Annotated in this window: 27 protein-coding genes; 12 read left to right on the top strand and 15 right to left on the bottom strand. The window is 65.9% G+C overall.

The features are described from left to right. The first annotated feature begins 81 nt into the window (after nucleotides 1-81). The 4 genes from GD627_RS01510 (at nucleotide 82) to GD627_RS01495 (ending at nucleotide 4,653) form a co-directional block, all read left to right on the top strand. The gene (locus GD627_RS01510; RefSeq protein WP_152271062.1) at nucleotides 82-921 is read left to right on the top strand and encodes a formate/nitrite transporter family protein; all 840 of its coding nucleotides are present in this window, start codon (nucleotides 82-84) and stop codon (nucleotides 919-921) included. 291 nt (nucleotides 922-1,212) lie between these two features. Then, nucleotides 1,213-1,725, top strand: coding sequence for a CarD family transcriptional regulator (locus tag GD627_RS01505; protein WP_152271061.1), 513 nt, complete (start codon nucleotides 1,213-1,215; stop codon nucleotides 1,723-1,725). Nucleotides 1,726-2,258: 533 nt separating this feature from the next. Continuing rightward, nucleotides 2,259-3,620: a hemolysin family protein gene (locus tag GD627_RS01500; protein ID WP_152271060.1), complete on the top strand. Its 1,362-nt coding sequence runs from the start codon at nucleotides 2,259-2,261 to the stop codon at nucleotides 3,618-3,620. Then, the gene (locus GD627_RS01495) at nucleotides 3,613-4,653 is read left to right on the top strand and encodes a hemolysin family protein (RefSeq protein ID WP_152271059.1); all 1,041 of its coding nucleotides are present in this window, start codon (nucleotides 3,613-3,615) and stop codon (nucleotides 4,651-4,653) included. Before GD627_RS01500 ends, GD627_RS01495 begins: the two co-directional genes overlap by 8 nt. 3 nt (nucleotides 4,654-4,656) lie before the next feature. Here GD627_RS01495 and GD627_RS01490 read toward each other — a convergent pair whose 3' ends face one another. From GD627_RS01490 to GD627_RS01480, 3 genes are all read right to left on the bottom strand, one after another. Next, nucleotides 4,657-5,247 (bottom strand): DnaJ family domain-containing protein, encoded by a 591-nt coding sequence (locus GD627_RS01490; protein ID WP_246165253.1) that lies wholly within the window; start codon nucleotides 5,245-5,247, stop codon nucleotides 4,657-4,659. 73 nt (nucleotides 5,248-5,320) lie between these two features. After that, nucleotides 5,321-5,896 carry a hypothetical protein gene (locus tag GD627_RS01485; RefSeq protein WP_152271058.1) on the bottom strand — a complete coding sequence of 192 codons (576 nt, stop codon included), beginning with the start codon at nucleotides 5,894-5,896 and terminating at the stop codon, nucleotides 5,321-5,323. Nucleotides 5,897-5,912: 16 nt separating this feature from the next. Further along, entirely contained in the window at nucleotides 5,913-7,058 is a 1,146-nt protein-coding gene (locus tag GD627_RS01480; RefSeq protein ID WP_152271057.1) for a zinc-dependent alcohol dehydrogenase, read from the bottom strand. Between the two features lie 287 nt (nucleotides 7,059-7,345). Between GD627_RS01480 and GD627_RS01475 the strand changes: the two genes are divergently transcribed. Further along, nucleotides 7,346-8,296 carry a lantibiotic dehydratase C-terminal domain-containing protein gene (locus tag GD627_RS01475; protein ID WP_194265922.1) on the top strand — a complete coding sequence of 317 codons (951 nt, stop codon included), beginning with the start codon at nucleotides 7,346-7,348 and terminating at the stop codon, nucleotides 8,294-8,296. Between the two features lie 42 nt (nucleotides 8,297-8,338). Beyond that, nucleotides 8,339-9,070, top strand: coding sequence for a GAF and ANTAR domain-containing protein (locus tag GD627_RS01470; protein WP_152271055.1), 732 nt, complete (start codon nucleotides 8,339-8,341; stop codon nucleotides 9,068-9,070). Between the two features lie 19 nt (nucleotides 9,071-9,089). Here the strand turns inward: GD627_RS01470 and GD627_RS01465 are convergent, their stop codons facing one another. The 3 genes from GD627_RS01465 to pstS form a co-directional block, all read right to left on the bottom strand. Continuing rightward, nucleotides 9,090-10,565: a mannitol dehydrogenase family protein gene (locus tag GD627_RS01465; protein ID WP_152271054.1), complete on the bottom strand. Its 1,476-nt coding sequence runs from the start codon at nucleotides 10,563-10,565 to the stop codon at nucleotides 9,090-9,092. A 93-nt stretch (nucleotides 10,566-10,658) separates the two neighbouring features. After that, nucleotides 10,659-10,859: a hypothetical protein gene (locus tag GD627_RS01460; RefSeq protein WP_246165251.1), complete on the bottom strand. Its 201-nt coding sequence runs from the start codon at nucleotides 10,857-10,859 to the stop codon at nucleotides 10,659-10,661. A gap of 116 nt (nucleotides 10,860-10,975) precedes the next feature. Next, entirely contained in the window at nucleotides 10,976-12,091 is a 1,116-nt protein-coding gene (gene pstS / locus GD627_RS01455) for a phosphate ABC transporter substrate-binding protein PstS (RefSeq protein WP_246165249.1), read from the bottom strand. A gap of 225 nt (nucleotides 12,092-12,316) precedes the next feature. Here pstS and GD627_RS01450 point away from each other — a divergent pair, with 225 nt between their 5' ends. Further along, entirely contained in the window at nucleotides 12,317-12,697 is a 381-nt protein-coding gene (locus GD627_RS01450; RefSeq protein WP_246165246.1) for a DUF1304 domain-containing protein, read from the top strand. Here GD627_RS01450 and GD627_RS01445 read toward each other — a convergent pair. The 4 genes from GD627_RS01445 to GD627_RS01430 are packed head-to-tail and all read right to left on the bottom strand — an operon-like array spanning nucleotide 12,694 to nucleotide 15,404. Continuing rightward, nucleotides 12,694-13,617, bottom strand: coding sequence for a DNA-3-methyladenine glycosylase family protein (locus tag GD627_RS01445; protein ID WP_246165244.1), 924 nt, complete (start codon nucleotides 13,615-13,617; stop codon nucleotides 12,694-12,696). The two genes, GD627_RS01450 and GD627_RS01445, sit on opposite strands and share 4 nt — an antisense overlap. Next, on the bottom strand, nucleotides 13,614-14,297 hold the full coding sequence (locus GD627_RS01440) for an alpha-ketoglutarate-dependent dioxygenase AlkB family protein (RefSeq protein ID WP_152271052.1): 684 nt from the start codon (nucleotides 14,295-14,297) through the stop codon (nucleotides 13,614-13,616). The genes GD627_RS01445 and GD627_RS01440 overlap by 4 nt, the downstream gene beginning before the upstream one ends. Next, the gene (locus GD627_RS01435; protein ID WP_152271051.1) at nucleotides 14,294-14,941 is read right to left on the bottom strand and encodes a methylated-DNA--[protein]-cysteine S-methyltransferase; all 648 of its coding nucleotides are present in this window, start codon (nucleotides 14,939-14,941) and stop codon (nucleotides 14,294-14,296) included. Before GD627_RS01435 ends, GD627_RS01440 begins: the two co-directional genes overlap by 4 nt. Continuing rightward, complete coding sequence (locus GD627_RS01430; RefSeq protein ID WP_246165242.1) at nucleotides 14,928-15,404, bottom strand: RNA polymerase sigma factor; 477 nt, start codon at nucleotides 15,402-15,404, stop codon at nucleotides 14,928-14,930. Before GD627_RS01430 ends, GD627_RS01435 begins: the two co-directional genes overlap by 14 nt. Before the next feature lie 122 nt (nucleotides 15,405-15,526). Here GD627_RS01430 and GD627_RS01425 point away from each other — a divergent pair, with 122 nt between their 5' ends. Continuing rightward, a complete protein-coding gene (locus GD627_RS01425; RefSeq protein WP_152271049.1) occupies nucleotides 15,527-17,068 on the top strand; it encodes a long-chain-fatty-acid--CoA ligase in 1,542 nt (513 codons plus the stop codon). Between the two features lie 79 nt (nucleotides 17,069-17,147). On the opposite strand, the gene GD627_RS01420 is transcribed toward GD627_RS01425, so the two are convergent. Together GD627_RS01420 and GD627_RS01415 are read right to left on the bottom strand one after the other, a co-directional pair. After that, a complete protein-coding gene (locus GD627_RS01420) occupies nucleotides 17,148-18,128 on the bottom strand; it encodes an EamA family transporter (protein WP_146359980.1) in 981 nt (326 codons plus the stop codon). A gap of 301 nt (nucleotides 18,129-18,429) precedes the next feature. Further along, nucleotides 18,430-18,807, bottom strand: coding sequence for a hypothetical protein (locus tag GD627_RS01415; protein ID WP_152271048.1), 378 nt, complete (start codon nucleotides 18,805-18,807; stop codon nucleotides 18,430-18,432). A 22-nt stretch (nucleotides 18,808-18,829) separates the two neighbouring features. On the opposite strand from GD627_RS01415, the gene GD627_RS01410 reads away from it, so the two are divergent. From GD627_RS01410 to GD627_RS01395, 4 genes are all read left to right on the top strand, one after another. Further along, nucleotides 18,830-19,915: an LPXTG cell wall anchor domain-containing protein gene (locus GD627_RS01410; protein WP_152271047.1), complete on the top strand. Its 1,086-nt coding sequence runs from the start codon at nucleotides 18,830-18,832 to the stop codon at nucleotides 19,913-19,915. Nucleotides 19,916-20,253: 338 nt separating this feature from the next. Then, the gene (locus GD627_RS01405; protein ID WP_152271046.1) at nucleotides 20,254-22,725 is read left to right on the top strand and encodes a S1 family peptidase; all 2,472 of its coding nucleotides are present in this window, start codon (nucleotides 20,254-20,256) and stop codon (nucleotides 22,723-22,725) included. A gap of 87 nt (nucleotides 22,726-22,812) precedes the next feature. Further along, on the top strand, nucleotides 22,813-23,472 hold the full coding sequence (locus GD627_RS01400; protein WP_152271045.1) for a hypothetical protein: 660 nt from the start codon (nucleotides 22,813-22,815) through the stop codon (nucleotides 23,470-23,472). Between the two features lie 97 nt (nucleotides 23,473-23,569). Then, nucleotides 23,570-23,908 (top strand): hypothetical protein, encoded by a 339-nt coding sequence (locus GD627_RS01395; RefSeq protein WP_152271044.1) that lies wholly within the window; start codon nucleotides 23,570-23,572, stop codon nucleotides 23,906-23,908. A gap of 32 nt (nucleotides 23,909-23,940) precedes the next feature. On the opposite strand, the gene GD627_RS01390 is transcribed toward GD627_RS01395, so the two are convergent. The 3 genes from GD627_RS01390 to gap form a co-directional block, all read right to left on the bottom strand. Continuing rightward, nucleotides 23,941-24,246 carry a helix-turn-helix domain-containing protein gene (locus tag GD627_RS01390; RefSeq protein WP_246165239.1) on the bottom strand — a complete coding sequence of 102 codons (306 nt, stop codon included), beginning with the start codon at nucleotides 24,244-24,246 and terminating at the stop codon, nucleotides 23,941-23,943. After that, the gene (locus GD627_RS01385; protein WP_152271043.1) at nucleotides 24,246-24,737 is read right to left on the bottom strand and encodes a DUF2975 domain-containing protein; all 492 of its coding nucleotides are present in this window, start codon (nucleotides 24,735-24,737) and stop codon (nucleotides 24,246-24,248) included. The genes GD627_RS01390 and GD627_RS01385 overlap by 1 nt, the downstream gene beginning before the upstream one ends. Before the next feature lie 380 nt (nucleotides 24,738-25,117). Continuing rightward, nucleotides 25,118-26,125 carry a type I glyceraldehyde-3-phosphate dehydrogenase gene (gene gap / locus GD627_RS01380; RefSeq protein ID WP_152271042.1) on the bottom strand — a complete coding sequence of 336 codons (1,008 nt, stop codon included), beginning with the start codon at nucleotides 26,123-26,125 and terminating at the stop codon, nucleotides 25,118-25,120. Nucleotides 26,126-26,207 lie beyond the last annotated feature (82 nt).

Here is a 26,207-nt window from a genome sequence, read left to right as displayed (position 1 = left end):
CTGTGCCTTACCTGTGCGGCAGGCACAACTATTAGTCAGTACGCTTATGGTCTCAGGGTACGCACACACCGGAAGGACACCATGAGCGAGGAACGCCGCAGGGAAGTCGGAGAAACCGAGGCTCCCGTAGAGGATGAGCTGCATGAATCCTTCGAAAACACGGTGGCGGAGGGCGCCGAACGGCTGCACCGTACGTTCCGCACCATTGTGGTGACCGGCGTTTTCGGCGGTATGGAAGTGGGCCTGGGGGTCATGGCCTATCTCGCGGTGATGCATGAAACCGGTAACCACCTCGTGGCCGGCATCGCCTTCAGCGTGGGGCTCATCGCATTGTTCCTGGCACACAGCGAGCTGTTCACCGAAAACTTCCTGATGCCGATTGCCGCGGTGGCAGCGAAGGAAGGCAGCGTCAAGCAGCTGGGCAAGCTCTGGGGCGGCACGCTGGTGGCCAACCTGGCCGGCGGCTGGATCTTTATGTGGATCGTCATGCAGGCCTTTCCCCAGTGGGCGTCAACCGTGGAGGAATCGGCACGGCACTTCACGGAGGCCCCCTTCTCGCTCCAGACCGTCGCCCTGGCGGTGCTGGGCGGCAGCACGATCACCCTGATGAGCCGCATGCAGCAAGGAACTTCATCGGACCCCGCCAAGATCGTGGCCACCGTCATCGGCGGCTTCCTCTTGGCCGGCCTGCAGCTGTTCCACTCCATTCTGGACTCCCTGCTGATCTTCGGGGCCATCCACTCCGGCGCAGGGATCACCTACCTCCAATGGCTGGGCTGGTTCGGCTACACGCTGCTGTTCAACATTCTCGGCGGACTGGTACTGGTGACGGCCCTTCGCCTGCTGCGGACCAAGGAACTGCTGGCAGAGCGCCGGCGGGACGCGCCCGAGGACCCTGATGCCGCACATCGTCAGGCCTAAAGCCCCACAACCGGGGGAATCCGTGCGCCGTGCCGCGGCGCAACAGGGGGTACTTGCGCAGGGAGGATAAGCTGGCGGGACAGCGCGGGAATCTAAGGGCCGGACCGTACTTTCCGAATCCGCAACCCTCCCAGGCAAAATCCGCCTCCCGCGCCTGGAAATTGACTCCTTCTCTATTGCCCGCCCGCCCAGCCGCCACCGTTCATTCGGGACCGGCACGGACAGGTCCAAGCGGTCTCGGGAGCCCGCTTCCGAAGCATGCTCGGAACCAAAGAACAGAGGGACGTCATTTTGAATTTCACCGTCGGACAGACCTTGGTGTACCCGCACCACGGCGCCGTTACCGTGACCGATATTTCACCCATGACCGTCAAGGGCGTGGAGCGGGAAACCCTGACCTTCCGTGTGCACGCCACTGAATTGACGATCAAGCTCCCGGCTGGCAATGCCGAGGACGTGGGAGTGCGCGCCGTTATCAACGAGGACGGCGTCCAGGCTGTCTTCACGGTGCTGCGCGGTCCGGCGGGAATGGAACCGGATAACTGGTCCCGCCGGTTCAAGGCCAACGAAGGCAAGATGTCCACCGGGGAGCTGCACCTCATCGCCGAGGTTGTCCGTGACCTGTGGTGCCGTGAGCGCACCCACCCGCTGTCCACCGGAGAGAAGCGGATGCTGCTGAAGGCGCGTCAGCTGCTGGTTTCCGAACTGGCCCTGGCCCGTTCCTCCTCCCTGGAGGAGGCCGGCGACCTGCTCGATTCCGTCCTCATGGAAACGGCCGGCGAGCCGGAACTGGCCTCCAGCTAGCCCGTCGCCTCCCCGCACCCCGCCCCGGCGGCACCGCCGCGGGGGCGGGGAGGCAAGGGCCCGTTTTGATTGAACCGGGACCTCGTTGTATCAAGGAAAGCAGGATGGTTTCCGCTTCCCGCGGACACCGCCGCTGCGGATTGAGAGAACTTCGAGGGCCTGAACGCCTCGGGCCCGGAAAGGCGCCCGTGAACCTTCCCTGTACCTGTTTTTGCCAGCCCGTGCCCGGCACCGGCCGGCTGGGGATCGAGATATATGACCCGTTCTGCCTGGTGCGCCAGCACCGGGTGGCGGCGTCCACCAATCACGAGCCGACGTATAGACACGGCCAGGAAAGCTGGTAGACAGGCTCCGTGCGCGTGCGGGCAGCTTCCTGAGCGAAAGCTTGGAACCGCGTCAAGGGCAGTCCTGTATTATTTCTTGGACTATGGATGACCCTCCCTCAGATAAACCCTTGCCCCTCCCCGTCCTGACCGCAATGCAGCCCGTGTTTACCCCGGCTGCACCGGCTATCACGAGAGAGGGGCAGCCCCATGTATGAATGGATCATGGTCGGCGTCGGACTACTCCTCACCGTCGGCACCGGACTGTTCGTCGCTTCCGAGTTTGCGCTCGTCAACCTGGACCGCGGAGAGCTTGAGGCCCGCCGGGACAAGGGCGAGAAGCGGCTAACCCCGACGATCAACGCGCTGAAGATCACCTCGACGCATCTTTCCAGCGCCCAGCTCGGCATTACGCTGACCACCCTTTTGACCGGGTACACGTTCGAGCCCGCGATCAGCGCCATGCTCCGTTCGCCGCTTACGGCACTCGGACTCCCCGAGTCACTGGTGCCGGGCATCGGCGCCGTGGCCGGCATTTTCCTGGCCACCATCTTCTCCATGATCATCGGCGAACTGGTCCCCAAGAATTTTGCCCTGGCGCTGCCGCTGGCCACCGCCAAGCTGGTGGTGCCCTTCCAGACCGTGTTCACCGCCGTATTCAAACCGGTGATCCTGCTGTTCAACAACACCGCCAACGCGATCATCCGGTCCTTCGGCATTGAGCCCAAGGAGGAACTGTCCGGTGCCCGCAGCGCCGAGGAGCTCAGTTCCCTGGTCCGCCGGTCGGCACTGGAAGGCGTACTGGACCTGGACCACGCCGTGCTGCTGAACCGGACTCTCCGCTTTGCCGAGCACTCCGCGGATGACGTCATGACGCCCCGCGTCCGCATGCGAACGGTCCACGAGTCCGACACCGCAGAGCAGGTGGTCGCCGTCGCTACGGCAACCGGCTATTCGCGTTTCCCCGTGATCGGACGCGATTCCGACGATATCCGAGGCGTATTGCACCTCAAGCAGGCGTTCGCCGTTCCGCTGGCCGCCCGGGGCTCCGTGACTGCCGCAGAGCTGATGGTGGAACCGCTCCACGTACCCGAGTCCATGGGAGCAGACACCCTGCTGGGACTGCTGCGTGCCCAGGGCCTGCAGGTCGCGATCGTTTCCGACGAGCACGGCGGCACCGCAGGCATCGTCACGCTCGAAGACCTGGTGGAGGAAATCGTGGGTGAGCTGGAGGATGAGCACGACCGCGCGCGGGTGGGTGTGGTCCGCACGGGCCGGGCCATCACTTTCGATGCCTCGCTGCGGCCCGACGAGCTCCTGGACCGCACCGGCGTCGAGGTTCCCGACGGCGGGGAATATGACACCATCGCCGGCTTCGTCACTGACGCGCTGGACCGCCTGCCGGAACTGGGAGATGAAGTGGACATTGACGGCGGCACCCTCCGGGTGGAGCGGGTAGTCCGAAACCATATCGAACGCCTGCGTTTCACTCCCTCGGGCTCCCTGGAGACCCCGGTAAGCGCCCATGACCGCATTGTTGACTCGCTGACCAAGGACCTGACCCATGAGTGAATACCTGCCCGGCATCATCTGGCTCGTAGTACTGCTGGTGGTCAATGCCTTCTTCGTCGGCGCGGAATTCGCCGTCATCTCCGCCCGCCGCTCCCAGATTGAGCCCAAGGCCGAGGCCGGAAGCAAGGCCGCGAAAACCACGTTATGGGCCATGGAACATGCCACGCTGATGCTGGCCACCAGCCAGCTCGGCATCACGGTCTGCTCCCTGGTCATCCTGAACGTCTCGGAACCGGCCATCCACCACCTGCTGGAGATACCGCTGGGCCTGACTGAGCTGTCAGCAGACGCCATTGGCATCATTGCCTTTGTGGTGGCACTGCTGCTGGTGACCTTCCTTCACGTAGTAGTGGGGGAAATGGTGCCGAAGAACATTTCGTTCTCCGTGCCCACCCGCGCGGCCCTGCTGCTCGCGCCTCCCCTGGTGATGGTGTCCCGCATTGTCCGTCCGGTTATCTGGACTCTCAACGGGATTGCGAACGGCGTCCTGCGCCTGTTCGGGGTGGAACCCAAGGATGAGGCGACGAGCGCCTACACCCTGGACGAAGTGGCGAACATCGTGGAGCAGTCCACGCGTGACGGTGTCCTTTCGGACCGCAGCGGCACCCTGACGGCCGCGTTCGAGTTCACGGAGAAGACCGTGGCCGACGTCGAGGTTCCGATCAGCCAGATGGTGCTGCTGCCGGACACGGCAGCTCCGGCGGACCTGCAGCAGGCGGTGGACGCCCACGGCTACTCCCGGTACATCCTTACCAACGACGACGGCGATCCGGACGGCTACCTTCACCTGAAGGACGTCATGGACCTGACCACGCCGGACGAGTTCGCCGCGCCGGTCCCGGCCAAGCGGATCCGCCGACTGGCCTCGGCCTACCGGGGCAGCGACCTGGAGGACGCACTGGCCACCATGCGCCGCACCGGCGCCCACGTGGCCAGGGTCTTCGACGCCAAGGGCGACACCACGGGTGTGCTGTTCCTCGAAGACATCATTGAGGAGCTGGTAGGCGAAGTCCACGACGCCACCACCGTCTGACGCCTAGAAGCGCTTCCACCACGGCCGCCGCGGCTCCGGTTCCGGAGCGGCGGCGGCTTCTGTTTCAGCTGCCGCAGCCTTCCGTTCCCGCCAGCGCTGCACTTCCCGCCCGACGTCGCGGGTCGGGGTGACAACGGGCGGACCTCCCTCGAGTTGGCGGCGGGCATCGATGATCCGCGCATTGAAGTCCTCAACGATTTCCCGGACCTGCTTTTCGGTCCACCGCGTGTCCAGCCGCGCGTCGAGTTCGGCATCTTCGGTGCGGAGCAGGATGGCTTTGGGACCCAGGCCGGTGAGGTTCTCGCGCTGCATCAGCCCCTTGATCCACCAGTCCGGATCATGGCCGTCGCCCAGGTTCGGAAGAGGTTTTCCGGCGTATTTCAGGTTGTCGAAGTCGCCCCGGGCCATGGCATCGCGGATCAGGTAGTCGGCCTTGGCGGCGTCGTCGACCTTCCGCCGCTTGTGCTGCAGCTTGTCCTCCGCCGCGGCCTGTTCCAGGTCTTCCTCGTCCAGGTCTCCCCCGGAGGCTGCCGCCCTTAGCCGGGCTGCCCGTTCCATCCTGCGCCGGTACTGCTCCACGCCTCTGCCGTCCATGGTCTCCTACCGCCTAACCTGTCCCGTTATGGATTCCAACAGGCCCGGACCCCGCCGGTATTCCTAGGATGGACTACTTCCGCAGCCGCCGCACCACCGCACCGAAGGCGGTGGCCGCCCCGGTACCGGCCAGCAGCCAGGGGCCGCCGACGAGGATCGGATCGATCCACTGGTGATTCACGTCCGCCCGCTTCCGGCCCACCCGGGAGGAGTACCCGTGGCGGGAGAACTCGCTCAGCACACCGGTTTCCGTGATCGGGTTGTCCGGGTGCAGGGTCGCGAAGGAGGCCAAATGGCTCTCCGCGGCGTCCACCCGGTCAGCGGCGAGCAGGATCAGCCAGTGCGCGGCGCTTGCCTCGCTGAACCGGCGGTAGGCGTACCGGCGCATCACCCCGGACAGTCCCTTGGGCGGGCAGGAGGTGCCAAACACGGGCGTGAGGAACTTGTGCTCGATGGACCGCTCCCGCGGATACTTTTCCTCCTGGCGCTCCGGGAATTCCCAGTGGGCACCGCTGAGGGTCGGGTCAAACTGTAGCCTGGGCACCGCGGGACGGTCCCGGGGATCAAGGTCGGCACCCCAGCCCGGGATCCGCGCACGAAGTTCCTCGCTCGTGGGAGTTCGGGCCGGCTTTTGAGGCATATAGGCCATTGCGGGGTCCTTCCTTTCAGGATCCGGGGATGATGACCGGCTTGATGCAGTTATCCAGCTTTGCGGAGAACATGTGATAGCCCTCGGCGATGTGTTCCAGCGGAATCCGGTGCGTGATGATCTCGTTGGGTTTGAGGTAACCGGCCTTGATGTGCTCGAACAGGCGCGGCCACTGCCGCTTCATCGGAGTCTGGTTCATGTTCAGTGTCAGGCCCTTGTTCATGGCGTCGCCGAATTTCACGGCACTGAAGACGGGCCCGTAGGCGCCCATCACGGAAATGGTCCCGGCTTTGCGCACCGAGTCGATGGCCCAGTTGAGCGCCACGGGTGAGCCGCCCTGCAGCTTGAGCTTGGTGGCGGTGACGTGCTGCAGGAAACTGCCGTCCGCCTCCGCCCCCACCGCATCAATTGCGACATCGGCACCCAGGAAATCGGTGGCCTTCTTCATCTGCACCACAATGTCGTCATACTCGGTGAAGTTGTAGGTCTCGGCGTGGGCAAAGGTCCGCGCCTTTTCCAGCCGATAGTCGAGGTGGTCGATGACGATCACCCGGCCGGCGCCCATCAGCCAAGCGGATTTGGCGGCATACAGCCCTACCGGGCCGGCGCCGAAGACAATCACGGTGTCGCCCTCCACGATGTCCCCCAGCTGGGCACCGAAGTATCCCGTGGCCAGTGCATCGGTGCACATCAGCGCGTCTTCCTCGTCCATCCATTCGGGGATCAGGGACGGTCCGACGTCGGCGAACGGAACCCGCACAAACTCGGCCTGACCGCCGTCGTACCCGCCGGTGGTATGCGAATACCCGTAGAGGCTGCCCACCGCCGTTGCATTGGGGTTGACGTTGTGGCAGTTCGAGTAGAGCCCCCGCGCACAGAAGTAGCAGGACCCGCAGTAGATGTTGGCCGGGACCATGACCCGGTCCCCCACCGCGAGGTTCCGGACCGAGGGTCCCACCTCTTCAACCACACCAATGAACTCGTGGCCGAAGGTATGCCCGACCCGGGTGTCCGGCATCAGTCCGTGGTAAAGGTGCAGGTCGGATCCGCAGATGGCCGCCCGGGTGACTCGAACGATGGCATCGTTGGGATGCTCAATCGGCGGCATGTCCTTTTCTTCGACCCGAACTTTGTAGGGTCCTCGGTACACCATCGCTCGCACTGGGCGGTCTCCTCGTCTGGGTGGGATCCGGCACCTTAACCATAAGCAAACTTAGTAACTTTGCAACCCTGTGCCGGGCACGCCGCGGAAGCATCACCGGGGCTGCGCTGCCCGGAGATGTTACTACCAGACGGGCACTTCGGGGTAGGTTCCAAGCGTCTTCGCGGAGAGGAACTTCCGGTGGTGGACACGGGCCGTTCAAGTGGGAAAGACTTCCATCCCGGGACGCGCTGCACGAGGCGTTCCGGGTGGGGTGGCTCAGCAGAAACTGCACCGAAAGGATGGCCATGACCCAGCCGGCCGCACTCCGAATCCCCTCCCGTACCTCTCCCCACCTCGCATGGTGGAATCTGACCGTTGATGCCGGCGGTTTCGAACTTGCCGACCGGATTATCGGTGAACTAGTGACACCCCTTATTGCCCAGGCGAGGCTGTGGGGAGGCCAGCGGTGGTTCTACACGCGCCGCATGCAGCCGTCGAATGCGCAGGTCCGGCTTCGGGTGCTCGCCCCGCCGGAGACCCTGGACCGGCTCAAGTCCCTGCTGGGCGCCCTGCAGGAGCAGTCCGGAGACCCGGTGCGCAGCCTCGCCGTGGAGCATGGCCTCAGCGAGCCCGTGCTGGACCGGACAGTGGGTACGGATGCGCTGCCGCCGACGGTCGAAGCCGATGTGGCACGTTACGGCGGGGTTGACGGGCTCGCCCTCGCAGAAGAAGTCTTCGAGCTTTCCTCCGATCTCTGCCTGTGGGCAACGGCACGGTTCGCGAAGGCGCAGAACCGGTCCGCCCTCGCCTCACTTCTGCTTTTTGATTCCGCCTACGCCATGATGAAGGGGCCGCGCGCGTCCACCTGGCCGGACCGGCGCCGCGTTTCCTGGGAGTACTACTGGGACAGCCATCTCCACAGCTGCACGGCGTCGGACCCGCGGGCGGCCGGGGTGCAGAAAGCCACCGGAGCGCAGGCCCAGGCCCAGCTGATGCCGGTCCATCGTCTGATGATGGCCACGGCGTCCGAATCGGCGGTTACGAACTGGCGGCGGCGTTGGCTGCGGACCATAGACACCTACCTGTACCGGGCGGACAAGGCAGGAGCGAGCCGCAGCGCCCAGCACCTCACCGTTTACCAGGCACACGGCCTGTTGAACCGGCTGGGGTTCACCCTTCGCCAGGAGGCATTGATCGGGGTTTATGCGCGCACATGGAGCCGGGAGAAGGAAACGGAGCTGGCTGAGACCACCTAGGCGACTTTAAGCCGGTGGATGTGCGGGCGATAGACTCACCATATGAGCCTAACCCCGGAGCAGAACTCCGTTGCCGCCGAACTGCAGCAGCTCATGCTGCGGACCGAGTCGGTGGAGATCTTCCTTGAGGGTTTCGCCGTACATGCCGCCGAGCTTTTCAGCACCGAGGCGGAAGTCCTGGCCGGGGTGACCCTGCTGCACAACAAGCAGGGCACCACGGTGGCCAGCAGCAGTGAAGCGGCGCGGGCGCTGGATGAGGTCCAGTACGGCTTCGGAGACGGCCCGTGCATGCGGGCAGCCCGTACGGGCCGGACCATCCGGGTCGAAGATGTCCGTACCGACCCGCGGTGGCCGGATTATGCGGAAGTCATCCGGGACCTCGGCTACTACTCGATCCTGGGCGTCCCGCTGATCCTCGGCAACGACGGCGGCGCCGGCCTGAACCTCTATGCCCGGGACCCGGGACACTTCACGCCGCACCTGGTCCAGGCAGCCGAAACGTTCGCCGCCGAGGCGGCCACTACCTTGCAGGTGGCCGTCCAGATTGCCCGGCACCGAAGCACGGTGGATCACCTTCGCGCAGCCATGGAGACCCGAACCACCATCGACCTTGCCGTAGGCATTGTCATGGCCCAGAACCAATGCAGCCAGGAGGAAGCCTTCGGGATCCTGCGCGGCGCCTCCAGCAACCGGAACGTGAAACTGAGGGATCTGGCCGAACGCGTGGTGCAGTCCGTGACCTCGCAGGCCGTGAAAACCCACTTCGTCGAGTAGACCCCTGAGCCGCGCCGGGTCAGGCTCCGTCCACCAGTCCGGCCACGGTTGCCCGGGCACCGGAGTGATGCAGGGTTCCGAGGGCGGACAGATACTCCCGTACAAACCCCTCGTCCTCCGCCAGGTCGACGAAGAAGTGCTGCTGGGAAATGAAGGCCACCGGGTCCTCCCGGTTCCGCGCAGCCGCCGCCATCACCTCATCGCGCCGGTTGTCGACCACACGGATGGGTTCGCCTGCTTCATCCACGCCCTCGGCATAGCGCGCCCAGGCGGCAATGATTGCTGCGGATCTTGAGGTTTCGCCGCCGGCGGCCACGTTTTCGCGGACCACCGGAACCAGCCATTTCGGGATCCGGTCCGAGCTTTCCGCACATAGCCGGGCGAGGGTGTCCCGGACATACTCATTACCGAAGCGCTGCAGCAGCCTCAACTTATAGGCGCCCAGATCCACGCCCGGGACGGGCAGCAGGGTGGGGGTTGCTTCCCGGTCCATGTAGTCCAGCAGGAACTGTGCCAGCTCCGGGTCCTGCACGGCCTCATGCGCGTACCGGTAACCGGCGAGGTAGCCCAGATAGGCCAGGCCCTGATGGCCGCAGTTCAGCAGGCGCAGTTTCATCCGTTCGAACGGTTCGACGTCGGCCGTCATACTCACGCCGGCATCTTCCCAGGCGGGCCGTCCCAGCGGAAACACGTCCTCCAGGGCCCACTGTGCGAAGTCTTCGGCCACCACCGGCCACGCATCCTCCACGCCGAATTCCTCCAGCAGCTGGGCGCGGTCGGCGTCGGTGGTTCCCGGAGTGATCCGGTCCACCATGGAGGAAGGGAAAGAGACGGACTCCTGCACCCACTGCCCCAGCTCGGGATCCAGCAGCCGCGAGAACTCCCCGAACGCCTTGCGTGCCACCTCGCCATTGCCCGGCACGTTGTCGCAGGACATCACCGCAAACGGGGCCAGGCCCCGGTTCCGGCGGCGGCTGAGGGCTTCGGTGACGAGGCCGAAGACGCTTGAGGGGACCGCCCCGTCCTGCAGGTCCGCAGCAACGTCGGCGGAGGCTGGATCGAACTCGCCCGTGGTGTCGCTGATGTTGTAGCCACCCTCGGTGATGGTCAGCGAGACAATCCTGGTGGCCGGGTCCGCCATCTTCTCAATCACCGCTTCGGGATCATCGAGGGCGAACAAATACTCGGCGATGGAACCGATCACCCGGGCTTCCCGGACGCCGTCCGGGTGCTTCAGCACCAGGGTGTACAGACAGTCCTGGCTGTCCATTACCGTTTTCATCACCGCATCCTGCGGAAGCACGCCCACTCCGCAGATGGCCCAGTCCAGGGCCTTGCCTTCGTTCATCAGCCGGTCCAGATACATAGCCTGATGGGCCCGGTGAAATCCGCCCACACCGAAATGGACAATCCCGGTGGTTAGCCGGGAGCGGTCGTAAAGCGGCCGGGACAGGGACGTCCGGAGGTGGGGAAGGGACTCTTCACTGAGTTTCATAACGCCGCCTTAGAGCCACAGGATTCGGCTCAATCTACCAGAGCCATTCCTGCGCACCCGGGTATAACGGACCTGCGGCGTGCCAGGCATCCGTCATTCGACGGTTTCGGCATCCAGTTCAATAAAGGCCCAGTCCGGTTCGGCCAGGATGGGGTCCATGACGGGGCCGCCGGCCTCGGCAATCCGGTCCTGGACCTTCGGCGGCAGGCCCTCCTGGCGGAGGTTTTGCCTCAACCAGTTCTTCGCCGAACCATCCAGGTACGGCCACCAGCGTTCTATTCGGATAGGTTCCACAGCAGCCCCCTTCAGCGTTGCGTAAACCCACGGTGACACCGGCCGTGAGGGGGCGCAAGAGGTCACGGCAAGAGGAGTGGCCGGAAGCCGGGGGCTGCACGCCGGGAGGCGGCAAACTACTTTCGGACGGTGATTGATTCCATGGCCGCGTGCGCTTCCTCGGCAAGGGAGCCGGGAATGGGGGCGCTCTTCGCTGCGTCCGCGGAAGTCTGCTGGCCTTCCCCGCTGATGACGTATTCGCCGAAGGCCTGTACGCGCTCCACGAGGTCTGCGTCGTCGTAGGAGCTGCAGTAGATCTGGTAGGACACAAGCACCAGCGGATAGGCGCCCGGGGCCGTGGTCCGCCGGTTCAGCTGCAGCGCAATGTCATGTTCCCCGCGGCCCGGGACCCGGGTGGCCTGTTCGACGGCGATGCTGGCCGCTTCAGCGCTGATGGGCACGAATTCGGTTCCGACCAGCAGATTCGCCGTGCCCATGGAAGCGTCAATCACGGAGTCGTCGGCGTACGTGAGCGCCCCGACGGTGCGTGTCACCGTGCTGACCACGCCGGAGCTCCCCTGCGCGTTCTCACCCTGCAGCCCGCCCGGCCACGTTCCCGAAGGGCTGTCCGGCCAGGCCGCGGGCGCCACCTCGTGCAGGTATTCGGTGAAGTTCTCCGTGGTACCGGAATCATCGGCACGGCTGACCGGGGTGATCCGGGTCGCGGGCAGCTGTGCGTCCGGGTTGAGCGCTGCGATGACCGGATCATTCCAGGTCTGGATCTCGCCGCGGAACATTCGCGCAATAGTCTCGGCGTCGAGGTTCAACGAGTCGATGCCGGGCAGGTTGAAGGCGACGGCAATCGGGGAAATGTAGGCGGGAATATCGAGCGCACCGTCCGGACCGCAGACCGCCTTGGCATCCGCCATTTCCTCTTCCTGCAAATAGGCATCGGAGCCGGCGAAGTTCACCGCGCCGGCCAGCAGGGCGCTGCGCCCGGCACCGGAACCGTCCGGGGAATACTGCACCTGGACTTTGGGATGCAGCGCTCCGAAACCGGCAATCCAGGAATCCATCGCCGGTCCCTGGGCACTGGATCCGGCGCCGGAGAGCACTCCGCTGAGGGTGGAGGTGCTGTTCTCGGCAGCCTCGCGCTGAGCGTCGCCAAGGGGATAGTCGGATCCGCAGGCGGTCAGGGCGAGAGTTGCCAGCACCACCGTTGCCAGGGAACGGGCGGGGCGGATTGGGCGCACAGGGTGTCCTTCCAAGAAGCGGCTTCGGCGTCCATGCCGGGAGAAAGTCTGCACAAAGGCAGCTCTTTCAAGGCTAGCTGGCTTTCGGCCCCCCGGGCCAACTGAAAGCCGCCTTCCCCCTTGAGGGGCGGCGGTACGGGCTGACAGCATTTGCGACACTGCGGAGGTTACCGTTACGGCTGCGTGAGCCGGGCGGCTCCGCGTGCGCAGAGCCGAGGAGCCCCCGTGCTGATTGCCGCAGCCATCTTTGCCGTCGTCGCCGCTGCCGTGGCGTTCTATTTTTTTATGCTTGAATCCCTGCACTGGGCCGATCCCGAGACCGCCGAGGTGTTCCAGCTGCCGCGTTCCAACGCCGCCGCCTCCGCCCAGCTGGCCTACAACTTGGGGTTCTACAACCTGTTTCTGGCGGTGGGGGCCGTGCTGGGGGTGGTCCTGCTCGTGGCCGGGAATGCCGTAGCCGGGCTGACGCTGATGACGTTCGCCACAGCCTGCATGCTGCTCGCATCAGTGGTTCTGGTCCTCAGCGACCGGAAATTGGGCCGGCTGTCCCTGGTGCAGGGCGGTCCTGCCGCCCTGTCCCTTGTCCTTTCGCTGCTCGGAACCTAAGGAGCGGCGGCAGTTCGGAGTGATGCCCCGACGGCGGCAGGCCCCTCGTAGGCAGCGCGCGTCCAGAGATGGAACAGGGCATAGGCACGCCACGGACGCCACGGCTGGGAGAGCTTGACGGCTTCCCGCCCGGTTGCCACGCCCAGCGCCCGTTTCAGCACCAGGTCATCGGCCGGATAGGCATCACGGTCCCCCAGCACCCGTACGGCTAGGTAGTCCGCCGTCCAGGGGCCGATTCCCGGCAGCGCCAGCAGGCCGGAACGCACGGTTTCGGGGTCCGCTCCGAACCGCAGCGGCAGGCCGCCTGCCACCGCCTCGGCCAGCGCGGACAGGGTTCGGGCGCGGGCATGGGTGATGCGGACGGCGGACTGGATATCGGCGGCAGGCACCGCCGCAAGCCGCTCCGCCGTCGGAAACGCGGACAATCCCGCGGGGCCCGGTTGCCCGAAGGCAGAAACCAGCCTGGAGCCGAAGGTCCGCGCGGCCGCAAGGGATACCTGCTGGCCGAGGACGGTCTGGACACCGGTTTCAAAGCCGTCCGTGGAACCGGGCACCCGCAGGCCCGGATGCCGCTTCACCAAGGGTGCCAAGAGGGCGGATCCGGTGAGGAACGGGTCCACCACTGCCGGGTCGGCATCCAGATCAAGCCACGCCCGGACCACGGCAATGAGCGGGCGTTCCTGCACGTCCGGCAGGGCGGGCAGGTCAAGGACCACCCCGCCGGCGCCGAGGTGCACCGTCACTCGCACCGGACCCGCAGCCCCCGCGAGCAGCCGCTCCACGGCCGCCCCGTCGTGGGCCCGGGTGACCCGTTCCAGGCCCGGCACGGCGTGTGCCTGCAGCGCACTGGCCAGCGGTTCCCAGGCAAAGGGTCCGCGGTGCTGCAGCACGATCCGCCGGCCCGGCGGGGCAGCGGTCACGACAGGCCGGTCATGCGCAGCGTGATGTTGATTCGGCCCGAGGCCAGGCCCGACGCCGGATCGGCCGTGCCCGCCAGGGTCCGCGGAACGCCGTGATAGGCGAAGCGGGAAGGGCCGCCGAACACGAACAGGTCCCCTGACTCCAGTTCCAGGTCCGTGTACGGGCGGGTCCTCGTCTCGGTGTTGCCAAACCGGAAGACGCAGGTGTCCCCAATGCTGATGGACACTACCGGAGCGCTGGATTTTTCGTCCTTGTCCTGGTGCATGCCCATATGCGCGCCCTCGGCGTAGTAATTGATCAGCGCCGTGTCCGGGGTGTAGTTCTCCGGCCGGAAGTCCTCCCGGGCGTAACTGCCGTCCGGTTGGCGGTAGGCCTCGCGGAGGGCGTCACGGCCGAGTTCGATCAGCCAGTCCGGCAGCTCGGCAACGCGTCCCCCGCCGACGTCGTCGGCCGTCCGCGTGTATTTGTACGGCTGCCAGTGCCAGCCCAGGCAGACGGTCTGCACGGACATGGTGTGCCCGCCGGGCAGGACCGCGGCGCGCATGGGCACCGGTCCTATGGCCCACTGCCGGCAAGCCTGGACAATGCGCTGCTGCTTCTCCGCCGGCAGCCAGCCAGGGACGTGGACGGCGCCGACGGCGGGTTCGGAACGTTCGCGCGGAAAGAGGGAGTTACTCATGCGGCAGCTTCCAGGTCGAGGAGGATTTTCTTGGCCGCCGGGCCCCCGCGGTAGCCCCCGGTGGTTCCGTCGGAGCGCAGCACCCGGTGGCAGGGAATGACCACAGGCAGCGGATTGCGTCCGCACGCGGTGCCCACGGCACGGACCGCCCCGGGATTTCCGGTGAGCGCGGCAATGCCGGCGTACGTGGAGGTATGTCCGTAGCCGATGGTCTGCAGCGTCTGGACTACGGTTCGCCGGTAGCCGGAGATGAGCCTCAGGTCCAAGTCCAGGTCGAAGCTGTGCCGAGTGCCGTCGAAGTACTCGCGGAGCTGGGCCGCGGGACGGGCCAGCCGCCCCGGAGCCTCGAGGATCCGCGGACTGATCCGGGTGCTGAGGTCTTCAAGCACGGCGTCGACGCCTTCACCCTCGAAGGCCACCCGGACGAGTCCGGCGGCGGTTGCCGCGAGGATGAGCCTCCCCACGGGACTGTCGACGAGGGTGTAGGCAACGTCCAACAGCCCGGCCTGCTCCGCTTCGGCGGCGAGCCGGGTGTGCAGCGCGGCCAGGGCGGCGGCCTCGCCGTGCCCGGGAGCCAGGAGGCCGGTTCCGGAGGCGTCCGTGCCGGTGCCGGCGTCCGTTTCGATGGAATCAAAGGATGCCATTGCGGTCCTCCTCGTACAGGGTGCGTAGTTTCTTGAGGCCGTCGGCTGCGGACCGGCGGCAGGAGGCTTCGCTTCCGCCGAGCAGCCGCGCCACCTCGGCATACGGAAGCCCGGCCAGGTGGTGGTAGGCCAGGGCCTCCCGCTGGCGCACGGAGAGGGTCTTCAGGGCTGTCCACAACCCGTCCGTATCCGCCGGAACGGACCGCGGCGCAGGTTCCGGCACATGGTCCACCGGCAGCGGGTTCCGGGCGGCGGAGCGGTGCTGGTCCACGGCCTTCCGCTTGGCGATGGTCACCAGCCAGGCCTGTACATTGGCGCCCTCAGGCAGATCCGGATAGGCGCCAAGCGCGGCCAGGAACGTTTCCGACCAGGCGTCCTCGGCTTCGTCCGGCCCCAGGACGGCACGGCAGACCCGAAGCACGGCCGGACCGTGCTCGCGGACAATCTGCTCAAAGGGTTTCACTTCCACATACGGTAGACGTTTTCCGTCCGCAGTTTGTGAGCCGCGGCATCGGGAAAGTTTCTTCCGTTCGACGGCGGTGGCTAGACTTCCCTCTACGTCGCACAGATCAAAGGAGATCACCAATGCACAACCTCGCCGGCATCCTGACCGACACGGTGGCACGCTTTCCCGAGCGGACGGCCCTCAAACTAGATGACACGGTTATCTCCTACGCCGCCCTGGATGCCATGAGCGCCAAGGTGGCCGGCTTCCTCGCCAGCCGGGGCGTGCAGCCCGGCGACCGCGTTGCACTGGTGATGCCGAATATCCCGCAGATGGCGTTCCTCTACTACGGAACCCTGCGCCAGGGCGCCGTCGTCGTCCCCATGAACCCGCTGCTGAAGGCCCGCGAGGTGGCCTACCACTTGGAGGACTCGGGTGCCCGGATTGTTTTCGCCTGGGAGGGCGTGGCCGCCGAGGTCGCCGCCGGAGCGGAGGAAGCCGGCGGCGTGGATGTGGTCTCCGTGGACTCGGGTGCCTTCCTGCAGCTGCTCGCCGGTGCGGACGCCCGCCCCGACGTCGCCGAGGTGGATGACCAGGACACTGCAGTCATCCTCTACACCTCCGGAACCACGGGCCGCCCCAAGGGCGCCGCGCTCACCCACCGGAATCTGCTCACCAATGCCTATGTGGCCCAGTCCCTGCTGAACACCGTGGAGACGGACGTCCACTTCGGCGGGCTCCCGTTCTTCCATGTCTTCGGCCAGACCGCGGCCCTGAATTCGTCCGTGCTGTCCGGCGCCTCCATCAGCCTGCTGCCGCGGTTCGATGCGGGCAAGGCACTGGAGATCATCGAGCGGGACGGCGTGACCATTTTCGAGGGTGTCCCCACCATGTACGTCGGCATGCTGCGCCATCCGTCGGTGCGGACCACCGACCTGTCTTCCTTGCGCGGCGCGATCACCGGCGGTTCGGCCATGCCGCTGGAAATCCTGCACGAATTCGAGGAGGTTTTCGGCATTGAGCTCCTGGAGGGTTACGGCCTTTCGGAAACCGCCCCGATTGTTTCCTTCAACGTTCCCGGCGGGGACCGGAGGGCAGGGTCGATCGGCAAGCCCGTGGCCGGCACCGAGGTGCGGATGCTGGATCCGGACGGCAATGACGTTCCGTCGGGCGAGGTCGGGGAGCTCTCCGTCCGCGGCGACGGCGTGATGAAGGGCTATTGGAGGAACGACGACGCCACTGCTGCCGCCATTCCGGACGGCTGGTTCCGGACCGGGGATCTGGCCCGGTTTGACGAGGACGGCAACATCTTCATCGTGGACCGGAAGAAGGACATCATTCTGCGCGGCGGCTACAACGTCTACCCCCGCGAGATCGAAGAGGTGCTCTACGAGCATCCGGCCGTTGCGGAAGCGGCCGTCGTCGGCATTCCCGACCCGCTGCACGGCGAGGAAATTGTAGCGGTGGTGGGGCTCCGCGAAGGGGCCGAGCCCGCCGACGACGCTGCCCGCGAACAGCTGATTGCGGACATTCAGCAGTTCACCAAGGACCGGTTGGCCGCGTACAAGTATCCGCGCCGAATCGAACTGACCGATGCCCTGCCCAAGGGGCCCACAGGGAAAATCCTGAAGCGGGAAATCAAGGTATCGGCACCCTTGGCGGCCGAAGCTCCGGGCGCGTAGGCGGCGAGATGGCCCCTGCGGGGCCTGGAACGGCACGCAGGTGTCCGGTCCAGGCTCCGCAGGGCCGCGTACGCGGCAGCTAGGCGTACGGCTCGACGTCGGCCGCTGCCTCCCCCGGCAGCCCGGCCGGCTCGTCGGAGCGGACCAGCACCACGCCGGCGACGATCAAAGCCCCGCCCGCCAGCTGGACCGGGCGGGGCAGCTCCGATAGCAGCAGCCACGCCCACAGGACCGCGAACAGCACCTCGGTCAGGGAGACGAACGACGCCACGCGCGAACCCAGGGACCGTGCGGCGATGATGCCGGTGACGTAGGCCAGCACCGTGGAAAACAGCACCAGGCCGGTCAGCGGAACCCACCATGCCGTCTGCCAGCCGCCCAGCTCCACGTCTGCGGTACTGAAGGCCAGGGGCAGGATGCCGGTGAGCCCCAGGACGGCCATGGTGGCTCCGCCCACGAACATCCCTCCAGTGGCGAGCACCAGTGGCGGAAGGGAATCGTTTTGCTTGGCGGTGATGAAGAAGTAGCTCGCCAGGCACACCGCCGCAGCGAGTCCCCACAGCACTCCCACCGGGTCCACGCGCGTGCTGCCGGTGAGGTCCAGGACCAATATCAGCCCCGCGACTGCCGCCGCCGTGCCCAGTACCGTGCGGAGACCGGGCCTGCGGCGCGTGGCCAGCCAGATCCAGAGCACCATCAGCACCGGCGCAAGGAATTCCAGCAGCAGGGCCACGCCCACGGAAAGGCGCTCCACCGCGTTGAAGTAAAAGAACTGGCACCCGGCCACCCCCACGAACCCGAACAGCACTATGGTGCGCCAGTTCCCCCGGACCTGGCTCCAGCGTCCATGCAGGGTGACGGCGGCCGGAACCGCCAAGACCAGTGCCGCTCCGAGCATCCGGGCAGCCACCGCCCCCGTGCTGCTCCAGCCGGTCTCCAGCAGCGCCTTGGCAAAAGACCCGGACAGGCCGAACACCGCTGACGATGCCAACGCCACGAAAATGCCGGCAGCTCCCGGCCGCAGCGGCGTGCGGCTATCGTTTATCCGCTCCCGTGCCATATGTCTCCCTGGGTTTGCGGATTTGCGGATGCCGGAAGGCCCGATCCTGCGGTACGACGGCGACGCTACCCGGGGCGCGATGCCGTTTCAATATCCCGGCGGTACGAATAGTTCATGCTTGCCGTTGCCGCAGGTCAGCACTATTCTCACCATTGTCGGGATATCTGCCTTATGATGCAGATATCCCGTACTGATGGTGCCGGATACCGGGCATTCCATTGACACACTTTACGGTTTCAGTTTCATTCGGTCCGTCCTATCCAGATGCGCGCATACCGCAGGGAAACGCCGGAAGACAACGCTATATATGGGGGAAAAACTTCATGCAGGGAAATTCACGTCCACTTTCGGCACGGGTCGGGGCGCTCAGCGCCGTGGCCCTTTTGGCAGCCGGCGGCGCATTCATCGCCAGCCCTGCTATGGCTGCACCGGAGGATTCCACTCCGACGCCCGCACCCACCGTTTCACCGTCACCCGCGGATTCCACTCCGGAACCCACTGCCACACCGGAGCCCACCGCGCCGGCACCGCAGCCTACGCCGGCACCGACGCAGACACCGGAGCCCACCACTCCGGCCCCCACACCCACGCCCTCCCCTACGGAGACGGCGCCCACCGCACCGGCACCCACGCCGTCACCCACCCCGTCACCGACGGAAACCGCACCTCCCGAAACCACTCTGGCTCCCCCTACGGTCAATGTGACTGACGGCCAGACCATCCCGACGAATTTCCTCTTTGAAGGAAAAGCCCCCGGCGCAACGTCCTTGGAACTGACCGCCAACGGCGAGATGCAGACTCTTTCAGTGGCGGAAGACGGCACGTGGAGCATCTTCGCGCCTACGTTTGCGCCTGACGGAGGCAAGCTGAGCCTCTCGCTCGTCGCCGTCAACGGTGAGACCAGGTCCACGGCGGTCAACGTTGAAGTCACCCTCGAAAACGCTCCGTTGCCGGCGCCGGGCATCCGTACGCAGGGTCGCGTGACGGAGCCGCTGACCGTATTCACCGGGACCGGCGTGCCCGAGGCGACGGTCACCCTCACGATCGCAGGCACCGAGGGGGAGCCGATGACCGGCACCGCCACCGTGGACAACTTCGGCGTCTGGAAGGTGACCCCCACAGCGTCCCTCGGCTACGACACCTACAGGCTGACCGCTGTGCAGATGTTGAATGGCAAGCAGAGCTCTCCGGAGACCACCGGATCGGTTGAAGTTATCCCCCCTGCTCCGGTGGTCACCTCACCGGCCGATGGTGCCGAGATGCCGGTCAATAAGCTGCCGGCGGCGATCACCGGCACCTCTGCACCCAATGCCGACGTTGAACTGGTCGTGGACTACGACTTCGGCAGGGATTACACGGAGAACGAACTCCAAATGATGGTTCGGGAAACCTTCGCCGACGCCGCCGGCAACTGGTCCATTCCCCTGGCTGCGCTTTCCGAGGGCACCCACAACATTGTGGCCATCCAGGGCGTCGGAGCACATGTATCCGACTACTCCGAGACTACGTTCACCGTCACGGCAGCCGTTGCTGAACCGCCCGTCACCGTCAACCCCGTGCCCGTCGGAGACCCGGGAACGGGTGGGACCGTGGAAATCGGCGGGACCGTGGGCACCGGCGTAACCGTCGGAACCGGCGTAACCGTGGGAACCGTGGGAACCGGCGGGCTGCCGGATACCGGTGCCGCGAATCTGGGTCTGTTGGCCGGCGGCGGAGCGGTGTTGCTCGCCGCCGGCGGTGCAGCCCTGTTGTTCAACCGCCGCCGCAGCGCGGTCTCAGGGTCCTAAACCGGCCAGGACGCTCTGGCGGTGAATAAGGACGGGTCCCGGACGTTGTCCGGGACCCGTCCTGCTTTAAAACTGTCTCATTACATCAATTGCTGACGGCATATTTCAATTTCACATAACCCTTGCCCTTTCTTGATCAGACCGTTACCGTGTGGCATATCTGTGATGCTGATTACCAGACGCAGATACAGTTAATGAGGAACCGGGCATAGGTCTTTCTTCGGATTGATCAACCGGAAGTACTTGTTCAGTTTCAGCCTTACCTCCGCATTCCGGGCGCCACACTTGCGCCTGCATGGAAGCACCGGGGGCCGATGTCTTAATGGGGGAAAAATTCCATGCAGGAAAGTCCACGCCCGCTCTACGCACGGGTAGGCGCACTTAGCGCAGCAGCCCTTTTGGCGGTGAGCGGCGCATTCATCGCCGGTCCTGCCATGGCTGACACAGTCGATAGTCCGCAGCCGGCACCAACCGAAACCCCTGCTGCGCTGCAGGGCACCGAGGTGCCGGCAGCAGCTGAACTCGCCCCGGGCCTTAAGGAGGCACTGCAGCGGGACCTTGGCATGACCGTCGAGGAGTTCCTCGCGGCAGGCGAACTCGGCAAGAAGGCATCCGATGCCCTCGAACAGCTCAAGGCCACCGAAGGCTTCATCAGCATCGAGGTAGTCGACGGCGCTCTGGTTATCACCGGCACCGGCGAGGACCTGCAGGCGCTGGCCACCGACCTGGAAGCCACCGTGGTGGAGCCCGCCGCCCCGGCCGAAGAAGCACCGGCCGAAGCGCCAGCAGAGGAAGCCCCGGTTGAGGACGCGCCGGCACCGGAACAGACCGAAGCGCCGGCACCTGCTGACGACGCCGCTGAAGTCCCCACAGAGGAAGCCGCTGCACCCCTGAAGCGTGCCTCAGATCTGCGCAGCCTCCTGAAGGATTACGCTGCAGCCACCGGCGCCGCGGATAAGCTGCAGTCCGTGACCGGGAACGTCGGTGCCGGCTTCGTGCTGACCGTCGGCGAGCCGGCGACGGAACTCGGCGGGGCCCAGGCACGTGCCGCGGCAGCGCCCATGACGGCAGCAGAATTTGACGCGGCTTATGAAAACGTCAGCGTCACCTATGACCCGGCGGGTATGCCGAAGAAGCTTGCCGAGACCGATATCCCGAACGGATCTGGTTACCTCTTCGAGAGTAGCGACGGCCTGGCGTCCGCCTGCTCCATCGGCTTCAACGGCTTCAACGGCACCGGCCAGGACGCCGTCATCAGTGCCGGGCACTGCGCGGAAGGTGCTGCCGGTCCGCTCACCATCCTCGAGCACGCCGACTACGAGCTGGGGATGTTCGGTACTTACTCCTTCAGCGGGACCGAAATCGACCCAGGCACCGACATTTCCGTGATCGACAGCATCAACCCCGAGCTGACCCTGCTGCCGGAAACCCTGCAGTGGGCGAATGCCGAGGACCTTGAAGCCACTACCGTGCAGATCACCGGTTCCACCGCTCCCGTTGCCGGTGCACCGATCTGCAAGTCCGGCCGCACCTCCTTCTGGACCTGCGGAACCGTCCTCAGCGCGGATGCCCTCTTCAACGCAGAAGGCACCTGGACCGAAGGTTTCGAGGCACAGCTGGACGCTGCTCCCGGCGACTCCGGCGGCAGCATGATCTCCGGCAGCCTCGCCGTCGGCCTCATCAGCGCAGGCGTCCCCGGATCCGGCGAGGTGTACGGCGTGGACCTGGCCCGCTCCATGGCTGCCATTCCCGGCTACTCCGTGGCGATCCACCTGGCTGCCCCGGCGCTGACCAGCCCGGAAGACAAGGGCACGGTGGAAACCGATGCCGCCATCACCGGCACCGCTCCCGCCGGCAGTACCGTCAAGGTGACCACCGACGGCGGAGACCCCGAGGATGTTCCGGTTGGCGCGGACGGCACCTGGTCAGTCAAGGCACCGAGCCTGGTTCCTGCAGACGACAAGATCACCGTGACCGCGCAGGCGGTCAACGGGTTCAATAAGTCCACGGTCAGCAAGTTCGAGCTGACGGTCACGGAAGCTCCGCTGGCGGCTCCGGCCTTCACCACGCCCGCCACTGTGCTGCGCTCCGTTGGGGTTATCGAAGGCACGGGCGCAGCCGGTGCCACCGTAACGCTGACCCTGCCGGGTGATACCACCGGCAAGGAAACCTCGACGATGGCTGCCACCGAAGCTGAAGTCAACGATAACGGCAACTGGTCCGTCACCCTCGACGAGCCGCTGACCTACGGTGTTTATGCACTGTCCGCCACTCAGGACGGCGTGGAGGGAAAGCGCGAATCCGCAGCAGCACAGCTGTCCCTGACCGTCGCACCCGATGCACCGGCCATCACCTCCCCCACTGACGGCCAGGAATTCGTGGAAGGCTCCCTTCCCAAGGACATCACGGGCACCGGCACCGCCGGCTCCAAGGTGACCGTGGCAGTCAATGACCAAGCGCTGACGGCCGTCACCGTGAACGAAGACGGCAAGTGGTCCGTTCCGATGGGCGATCTGGCCGCGGGCGACCACCGCGTTCAGGCCTTCCAGGTGATCAACGAAGCCGCCTCCGCAGACGCCTTTGCCAGCATCACCGTTACCCCGGCTCCGGTGGTAGTGAATCCCGCACCGGTGGCTAATCCCGGCCCCGGCACGGGCACGGGCACGGGCACGGGCACGGGCACGGGCGGACTGCCGCAGACCGGCGCCGCCAACCTCGGCCTGCTGGCCGGCGGCGGGGCGGGCCTGCTTGCCGCGGGTGCCGCAGCACTGATGTACAACAAGCGCCGCCGGGTTGCTGTCGACGCCTAACCGACTGACAGTACAAGCGGTAAAAGCGGGTCCCTGCCGACGGCCGGGACCCGCTCTGGCTTAAGCTACAGTCACGCACCAGGAGGAATGATGATCCGGAACCGGACACTGCACACGCTCCACCAGCCTTCTCCCCGGCCCTTGGCGGGAGTTGCCCTGGCTGCCGTCATCGCCGCCGCCGTCAGCGGCTGCGGAGCACAATCCGCCGACGACGGGGCTGCCGCCCCCTCCCCCGCTGTTTCCACCGGTACCGCCGCTGCACCGCCCGCGGTCCCGTCCACTGCCTCCACTCCGGTGGAAGCCACACCTGGATCGGTTCCCATCATGGCCCCGGACGAATTCACCACTGAACTCCTGCAGCTGCATGATCAACTCCGGACTGACCTGGGAGATCGGTACGCGGATGCCTGGATTGAGGGCGGCGTCCTCCATATAGGCGTCACCGACGCGTCTGCCGAGGCCACGGTGCGCGACGCCGGTGCTGTGCCGGTGACCGTGCCGTTCAACGCCGGGGAGCTGGGCCAGGCCCGCACCCAGGTCCAGACCTGGCTGGCCGGGAAGCCTGTTCCAGGGGTGGAGTTCCACTCGATCAGCGCCAGCGGCCGGGCCGGTGCGGTGACGGTTACGGTACCCCCGGAACAGGTGCCCGCCCTTCAGGCCGCAGCAGACGAGCAGTCGCCCGCAGGAAAAATACCCGTCATTGTGGAGGAATCGGCAGGAATGGCAAGACCGCTGCCCACAAAGTAGGGACAAGCCCGGCGGAACCGGCGGTGAAGGGACTGAGGGGCCTAGGGTTGATGGGTCAAGCAGCCGGCGCCTCTTCTCTCAAGCTTGGGACTATGCCATGGAGCAAAAGCTGCTCGCCCTCCTTAGCCGCCGCACCGCGTGGATTCTGCTCGCCGTCTGCGCGGTGTTCTGGCTGGTCCTGGCCGCCGGATTCCTGGAGGCACCCCTGGGTACTCCGCCCGCCCTCATGTTCCTGTGGATGTATCTCAGCATCATGGTCGCCCTGGGCAGCACACCTGTAGCGGCGGCCGCCGTCGGCGCCCTCGTTCTGCACCGGGCGGACCACCGCCGCGGCGAGTTACAGGATTCCGGTTCCGCCGGCGCTGATGCTCCGGAGGAGCCGCACGGCTCGGAGCGCTTGCACCTCCTGCTCCAACGACAGTTCAAGAGGCGCTAACGTCCAGCGGGACGGGCCGCACACCCGGGCCGCTATTGCCCGGTGCGGGTGTCCGCCGCCGCGGAATCCCGGGAACCCGGGTCCTGCCACGTGCCGGCACCTGTTCCGTCCGGCGCGGCATCAGCGCCTCCCTCCCCGGGCTCCCAGTGCAGCAGGTCCCCCGGCTGGCACTCCAGGACCTCGCACAGCGCAGACAGAGTGGTGAAACGGACCGCCTTGGCCCGCCCGTTCTTCAAGACCGCGAGATTGGCCGGAGTGATCCCCACGCGTTCCGCCAGGGTTCCGACGGCCATTTTCCGCCGGGCCAGCATCACGTCGATGTCCACAATGATCGGCATCAGATGACCTCGCCAAGTTCGGTGCGCAGATGCGCGGCCTCGGCAGCCGTCGCCACGGCTGAGGCGAGCAGTGCCCGCATCACGAGAACGAGGAGTGCTCCGGCTGCCACGGTGACGCCAAGTCCCCCGATCAGCAGGACGATGCCCGGCGCCACTCCCTCGCCGGGGGCCAGTACCGCACCCAGGGCAAACAGCAGCAGGGCCGCGGCGGATATGGCGCCGATAACCACATCCACATAGCGGAAGGCGGCAGAACTGAAAACCGTTCCCCGGCGGACCATGGTCAGCAGCCGCCAGACGCAGACAAGACAGACCTGGAACGACAGGATGCCGAACACCGCGATGAGGAGCACCGGCACGCGGACGGCCTCCGCGCCGGCTTCGGCCAGGTCCGCGCCGAACAGCGGCACCATCACCGCCTGCACAAACACGGTGCCCAGCAGGACCAGGACCAGCACCATACGCAACGCAAGAATCGTTGGTTTTCCCATCACGCCCTCCCTACGGATCCCAGCAATGATCGATTAACAGCCCATAGTTATCGACATTCGATAGATCCCACAAGGGGCCACGGAAAGACCGCGCAGGAATTCCCACGCTGTGGGTCTGCTGTGACGGATGGGGCCCCACAGGCAACAGGGGCATCAGAGCGTGGGAACTCCGGAGCCGGAGCCACTGAGGCATCAGAGCGTGGGAACTCCGGAGCCGGAGCAACTGAGGCACAGCGCCCGCGGCCGCCGTCGGTACCGGACCCGCAGACGATCGGGTCACGGCTCGCCGGCCGGCGTTATGTCCGTTAAAACACCGACGGCGCCGCCCCGGACCGCCGAAAGCGGACCGGGGCAGCGCCGTCGGACGTTAAAGGTGCTGACTACAGCTTGGAGGCAACCAGGCCGGTCAGGTCAACCAGGCGGTTGGAGTAGCCCCACTCGTTGTCGTACCAGGCAACAACCTTGACCTCGTTGCCCATGACGCGGGTCAGGCCGGAGTCGAAGATGCTCGAGGACGGATCGCCCACAATGTCGGAGGACACGATCGGATCCTCCGTGTAGGTGAGGATGCCGGCCCAGCGCGGGTCCTGTGCAGCCTTGGCGTAGGCGGCGTTGATCTCCTCGACCGTGGCTTCCTTTTCCAGCGTGACCGTCAGGTCCGTGAGGGAGCCGGTGGGGACGGGGACGCGGACGGCGAAGCCGTCCAGCTTGCCCTTCAGCTCCGGCAGGACCAGGCCGATGGCCTTGGCGGCACCGGTGGAGGTGGGCACCATGTTCAGGGCTGCGGCGCGGGCGCGGCGCAGGTCCTTGTGCGGGCCGTCCTGCAGGTTCTGATCTGCGGTGTAGGCGTGGACCGTGGTCATCAGGCCCTTTTCGATGCCGAAGGCGTCATTGAGGACCTTGGCCAGCGGGCCGAGGCAGTTGGTGGTGCAGGAGGCGTTCGAGATGATGTCGTGGTTCTCGGCGTCGTAGTCGCCGTCGTTCACGCCCATGACCACGGTGAACGCGTCGCCCTTGGCCGGTGCGGAAACCAGGACCTTCTTGGCGCCGGCGGTGATGTGCTTGCGGGCGTCCTCGGCGTTGGTGAAGAAACCGGTGGATTCAATGACGATGTCCACGTTGAGGTCAGCCCAGGGCAGGTTTGCCGGGTCCCGCTCAGCGAAGACCTTGATGGTGTGGCCGCCGACCACGAGGTTGCCGTCTTCGACGGTGACCTTCTCGGCCAGGCGTCCGGCTACCGAGTCGTACTTGAGCAGGTGGGCCAGCTGCGCGGGATCGCCGAGGTCGTTGACTGCGACAACCTCGAACCCTTCGCCGTGCTGCAGTGCTGCCCGCAGGTAATTGCGGCCAATCCGACCAAAACCGTTGATTCCGACGCGTACCGTCATGAGGGCCTCCTTGATGCCGAACCTAAATTTAGGAACTAAATTTATTGTCTCCTATAATTATGCTGTTATTACCGCCACACGT

This window comes from Arthrobacter yangruifuii, from assembly GCF_009192775.1.
Taxonomy (GTDB): Bacteria; Actinomycetota; Actinomycetes; order Actinomycetales; family Micrococcaceae; genus Arthrobacter_B; species Arthrobacter_B yangruifuii.
This window is presented reverse-complemented; position numbering and strand designations above follow the sequence as displayed.

Excerpts from the sequence above, each read along its gene's own strand:
- GD627_RS01400 (WP_152271045.1), top strand. The coding sequence starts at position 22,813 with ATGATGATCCGGAACCGGACACTGCACACGCTCCACCAGCCTTCTCCC.
- GD627_RS01425 (WP_152271049.1), top strand. The coding sequence starts at position 15,527 with ATGCACAACCTCGCCGGCATCCTGACCGACACGGTGGCACGCTTTCCC.
- GD627_RS01420 (WP_146359980.1), bottom strand. The coding sequence starts at position 18,128 with ATGGCACGGGAGCGGATAAACGATAGCCGCACGCCGCTGCGGCCGGGA.
- gap (WP_152271042.1), bottom strand. The coding sequence starts at position 26,125 with ATGACGGTACGCGTCGGAATCAACGGTTTTGGTCGGATTGGCCGCAAT.
- GD627_RS01470 (WP_152271055.1), top strand. The coding sequence starts at position 8,339 with ATGAGCCTAACCCCGGAGCAGAACTCCGTTGCCGCCGAACTGCAGCAG.
- GD627_RS01390 (WP_246165239.1), bottom strand. The coding sequence starts at position 24,246 with ATGCCGATCATTGTGGACATCGACGTGATGCTGGCCCGGCGGAAAATG.
- GD627_RS01490 (WP_246165253.1), bottom strand. The coding sequence starts at position 5,247 with ATGGACGGCAGAGGCGTGGAGCAGTACCGGCGCAGGATGGAACGGGCA.
- GD627_RS01395 (WP_152271044.1), top strand. The coding sequence starts at position 23,570 with ATGGAGCAAAAGCTGCTCGCCCTCCTTAGCCGCCGCACCGCGTGGATT.
- GD627_RS01385 (WP_152271043.1), bottom strand. The coding sequence starts at position 24,737 with ATGGGAAAACCAACGATTCTTGCGTTGCGTATGGTGCTGGTCCTGGTC.
- GD627_RS01440 (WP_152271052.1), bottom strand. The coding sequence starts at position 14,297 with ATGAGTAACTCCCTCTTTCCGCGCGAACGTTCCGAACCCGCCGTCGGC.
- GD627_RS01475 (WP_194265922.1), top strand. The coding sequence starts at position 7,346 with ATGACCCAGCCGGCCGCACTCCGAATCCCCTCCCGTACCTCTCCCCAC.
- GD627_RS01510 (WP_152271062.1), top strand. The coding sequence starts at position 82 with ATGAGCGAGGAACGCCGCAGGGAAGTCGGAGAAACCGAGGCTCCCGTA.
- GD627_RS01500 (WP_152271060.1), top strand. The coding sequence starts at position 2,259 with ATGTATGAATGGATCATGGTCGGCGTCGGACTACTCCTCACCGTCGGC.
- GD627_RS01485 (WP_152271058.1), bottom strand. The coding sequence starts at position 5,896 with ATGGCCTATATGCCTCAAAAGCCGGCCCGAACTCCCACGAGCGAGGAA.
- GD627_RS01465 (WP_152271054.1), bottom strand. The coding sequence starts at position 10,565 with ATGAAACTCAGTGAAGAGTCCCTTCCCCACCTCCGGACGTCCCTGTCC.
- GD627_RS01435 (WP_152271051.1), bottom strand. The coding sequence starts at position 14,941 with ATGGCATCCTTTGATTCCATCGAAACGGACGCCGGCACCGGCACGGAC.
- GD627_RS01405 (WP_152271046.1), top strand. The coding sequence starts at position 20,254 with ATGCAGGAAAGTCCACGCCCGCTCTACGCACGGGTAGGCGCACTTAGC.
- GD627_RS01495 (WP_152271059.1), top strand. The coding sequence starts at position 3,613 with ATGAGTGAATACCTGCCCGGCATCATCTGGCTCGTAGTACTGCTGGTG.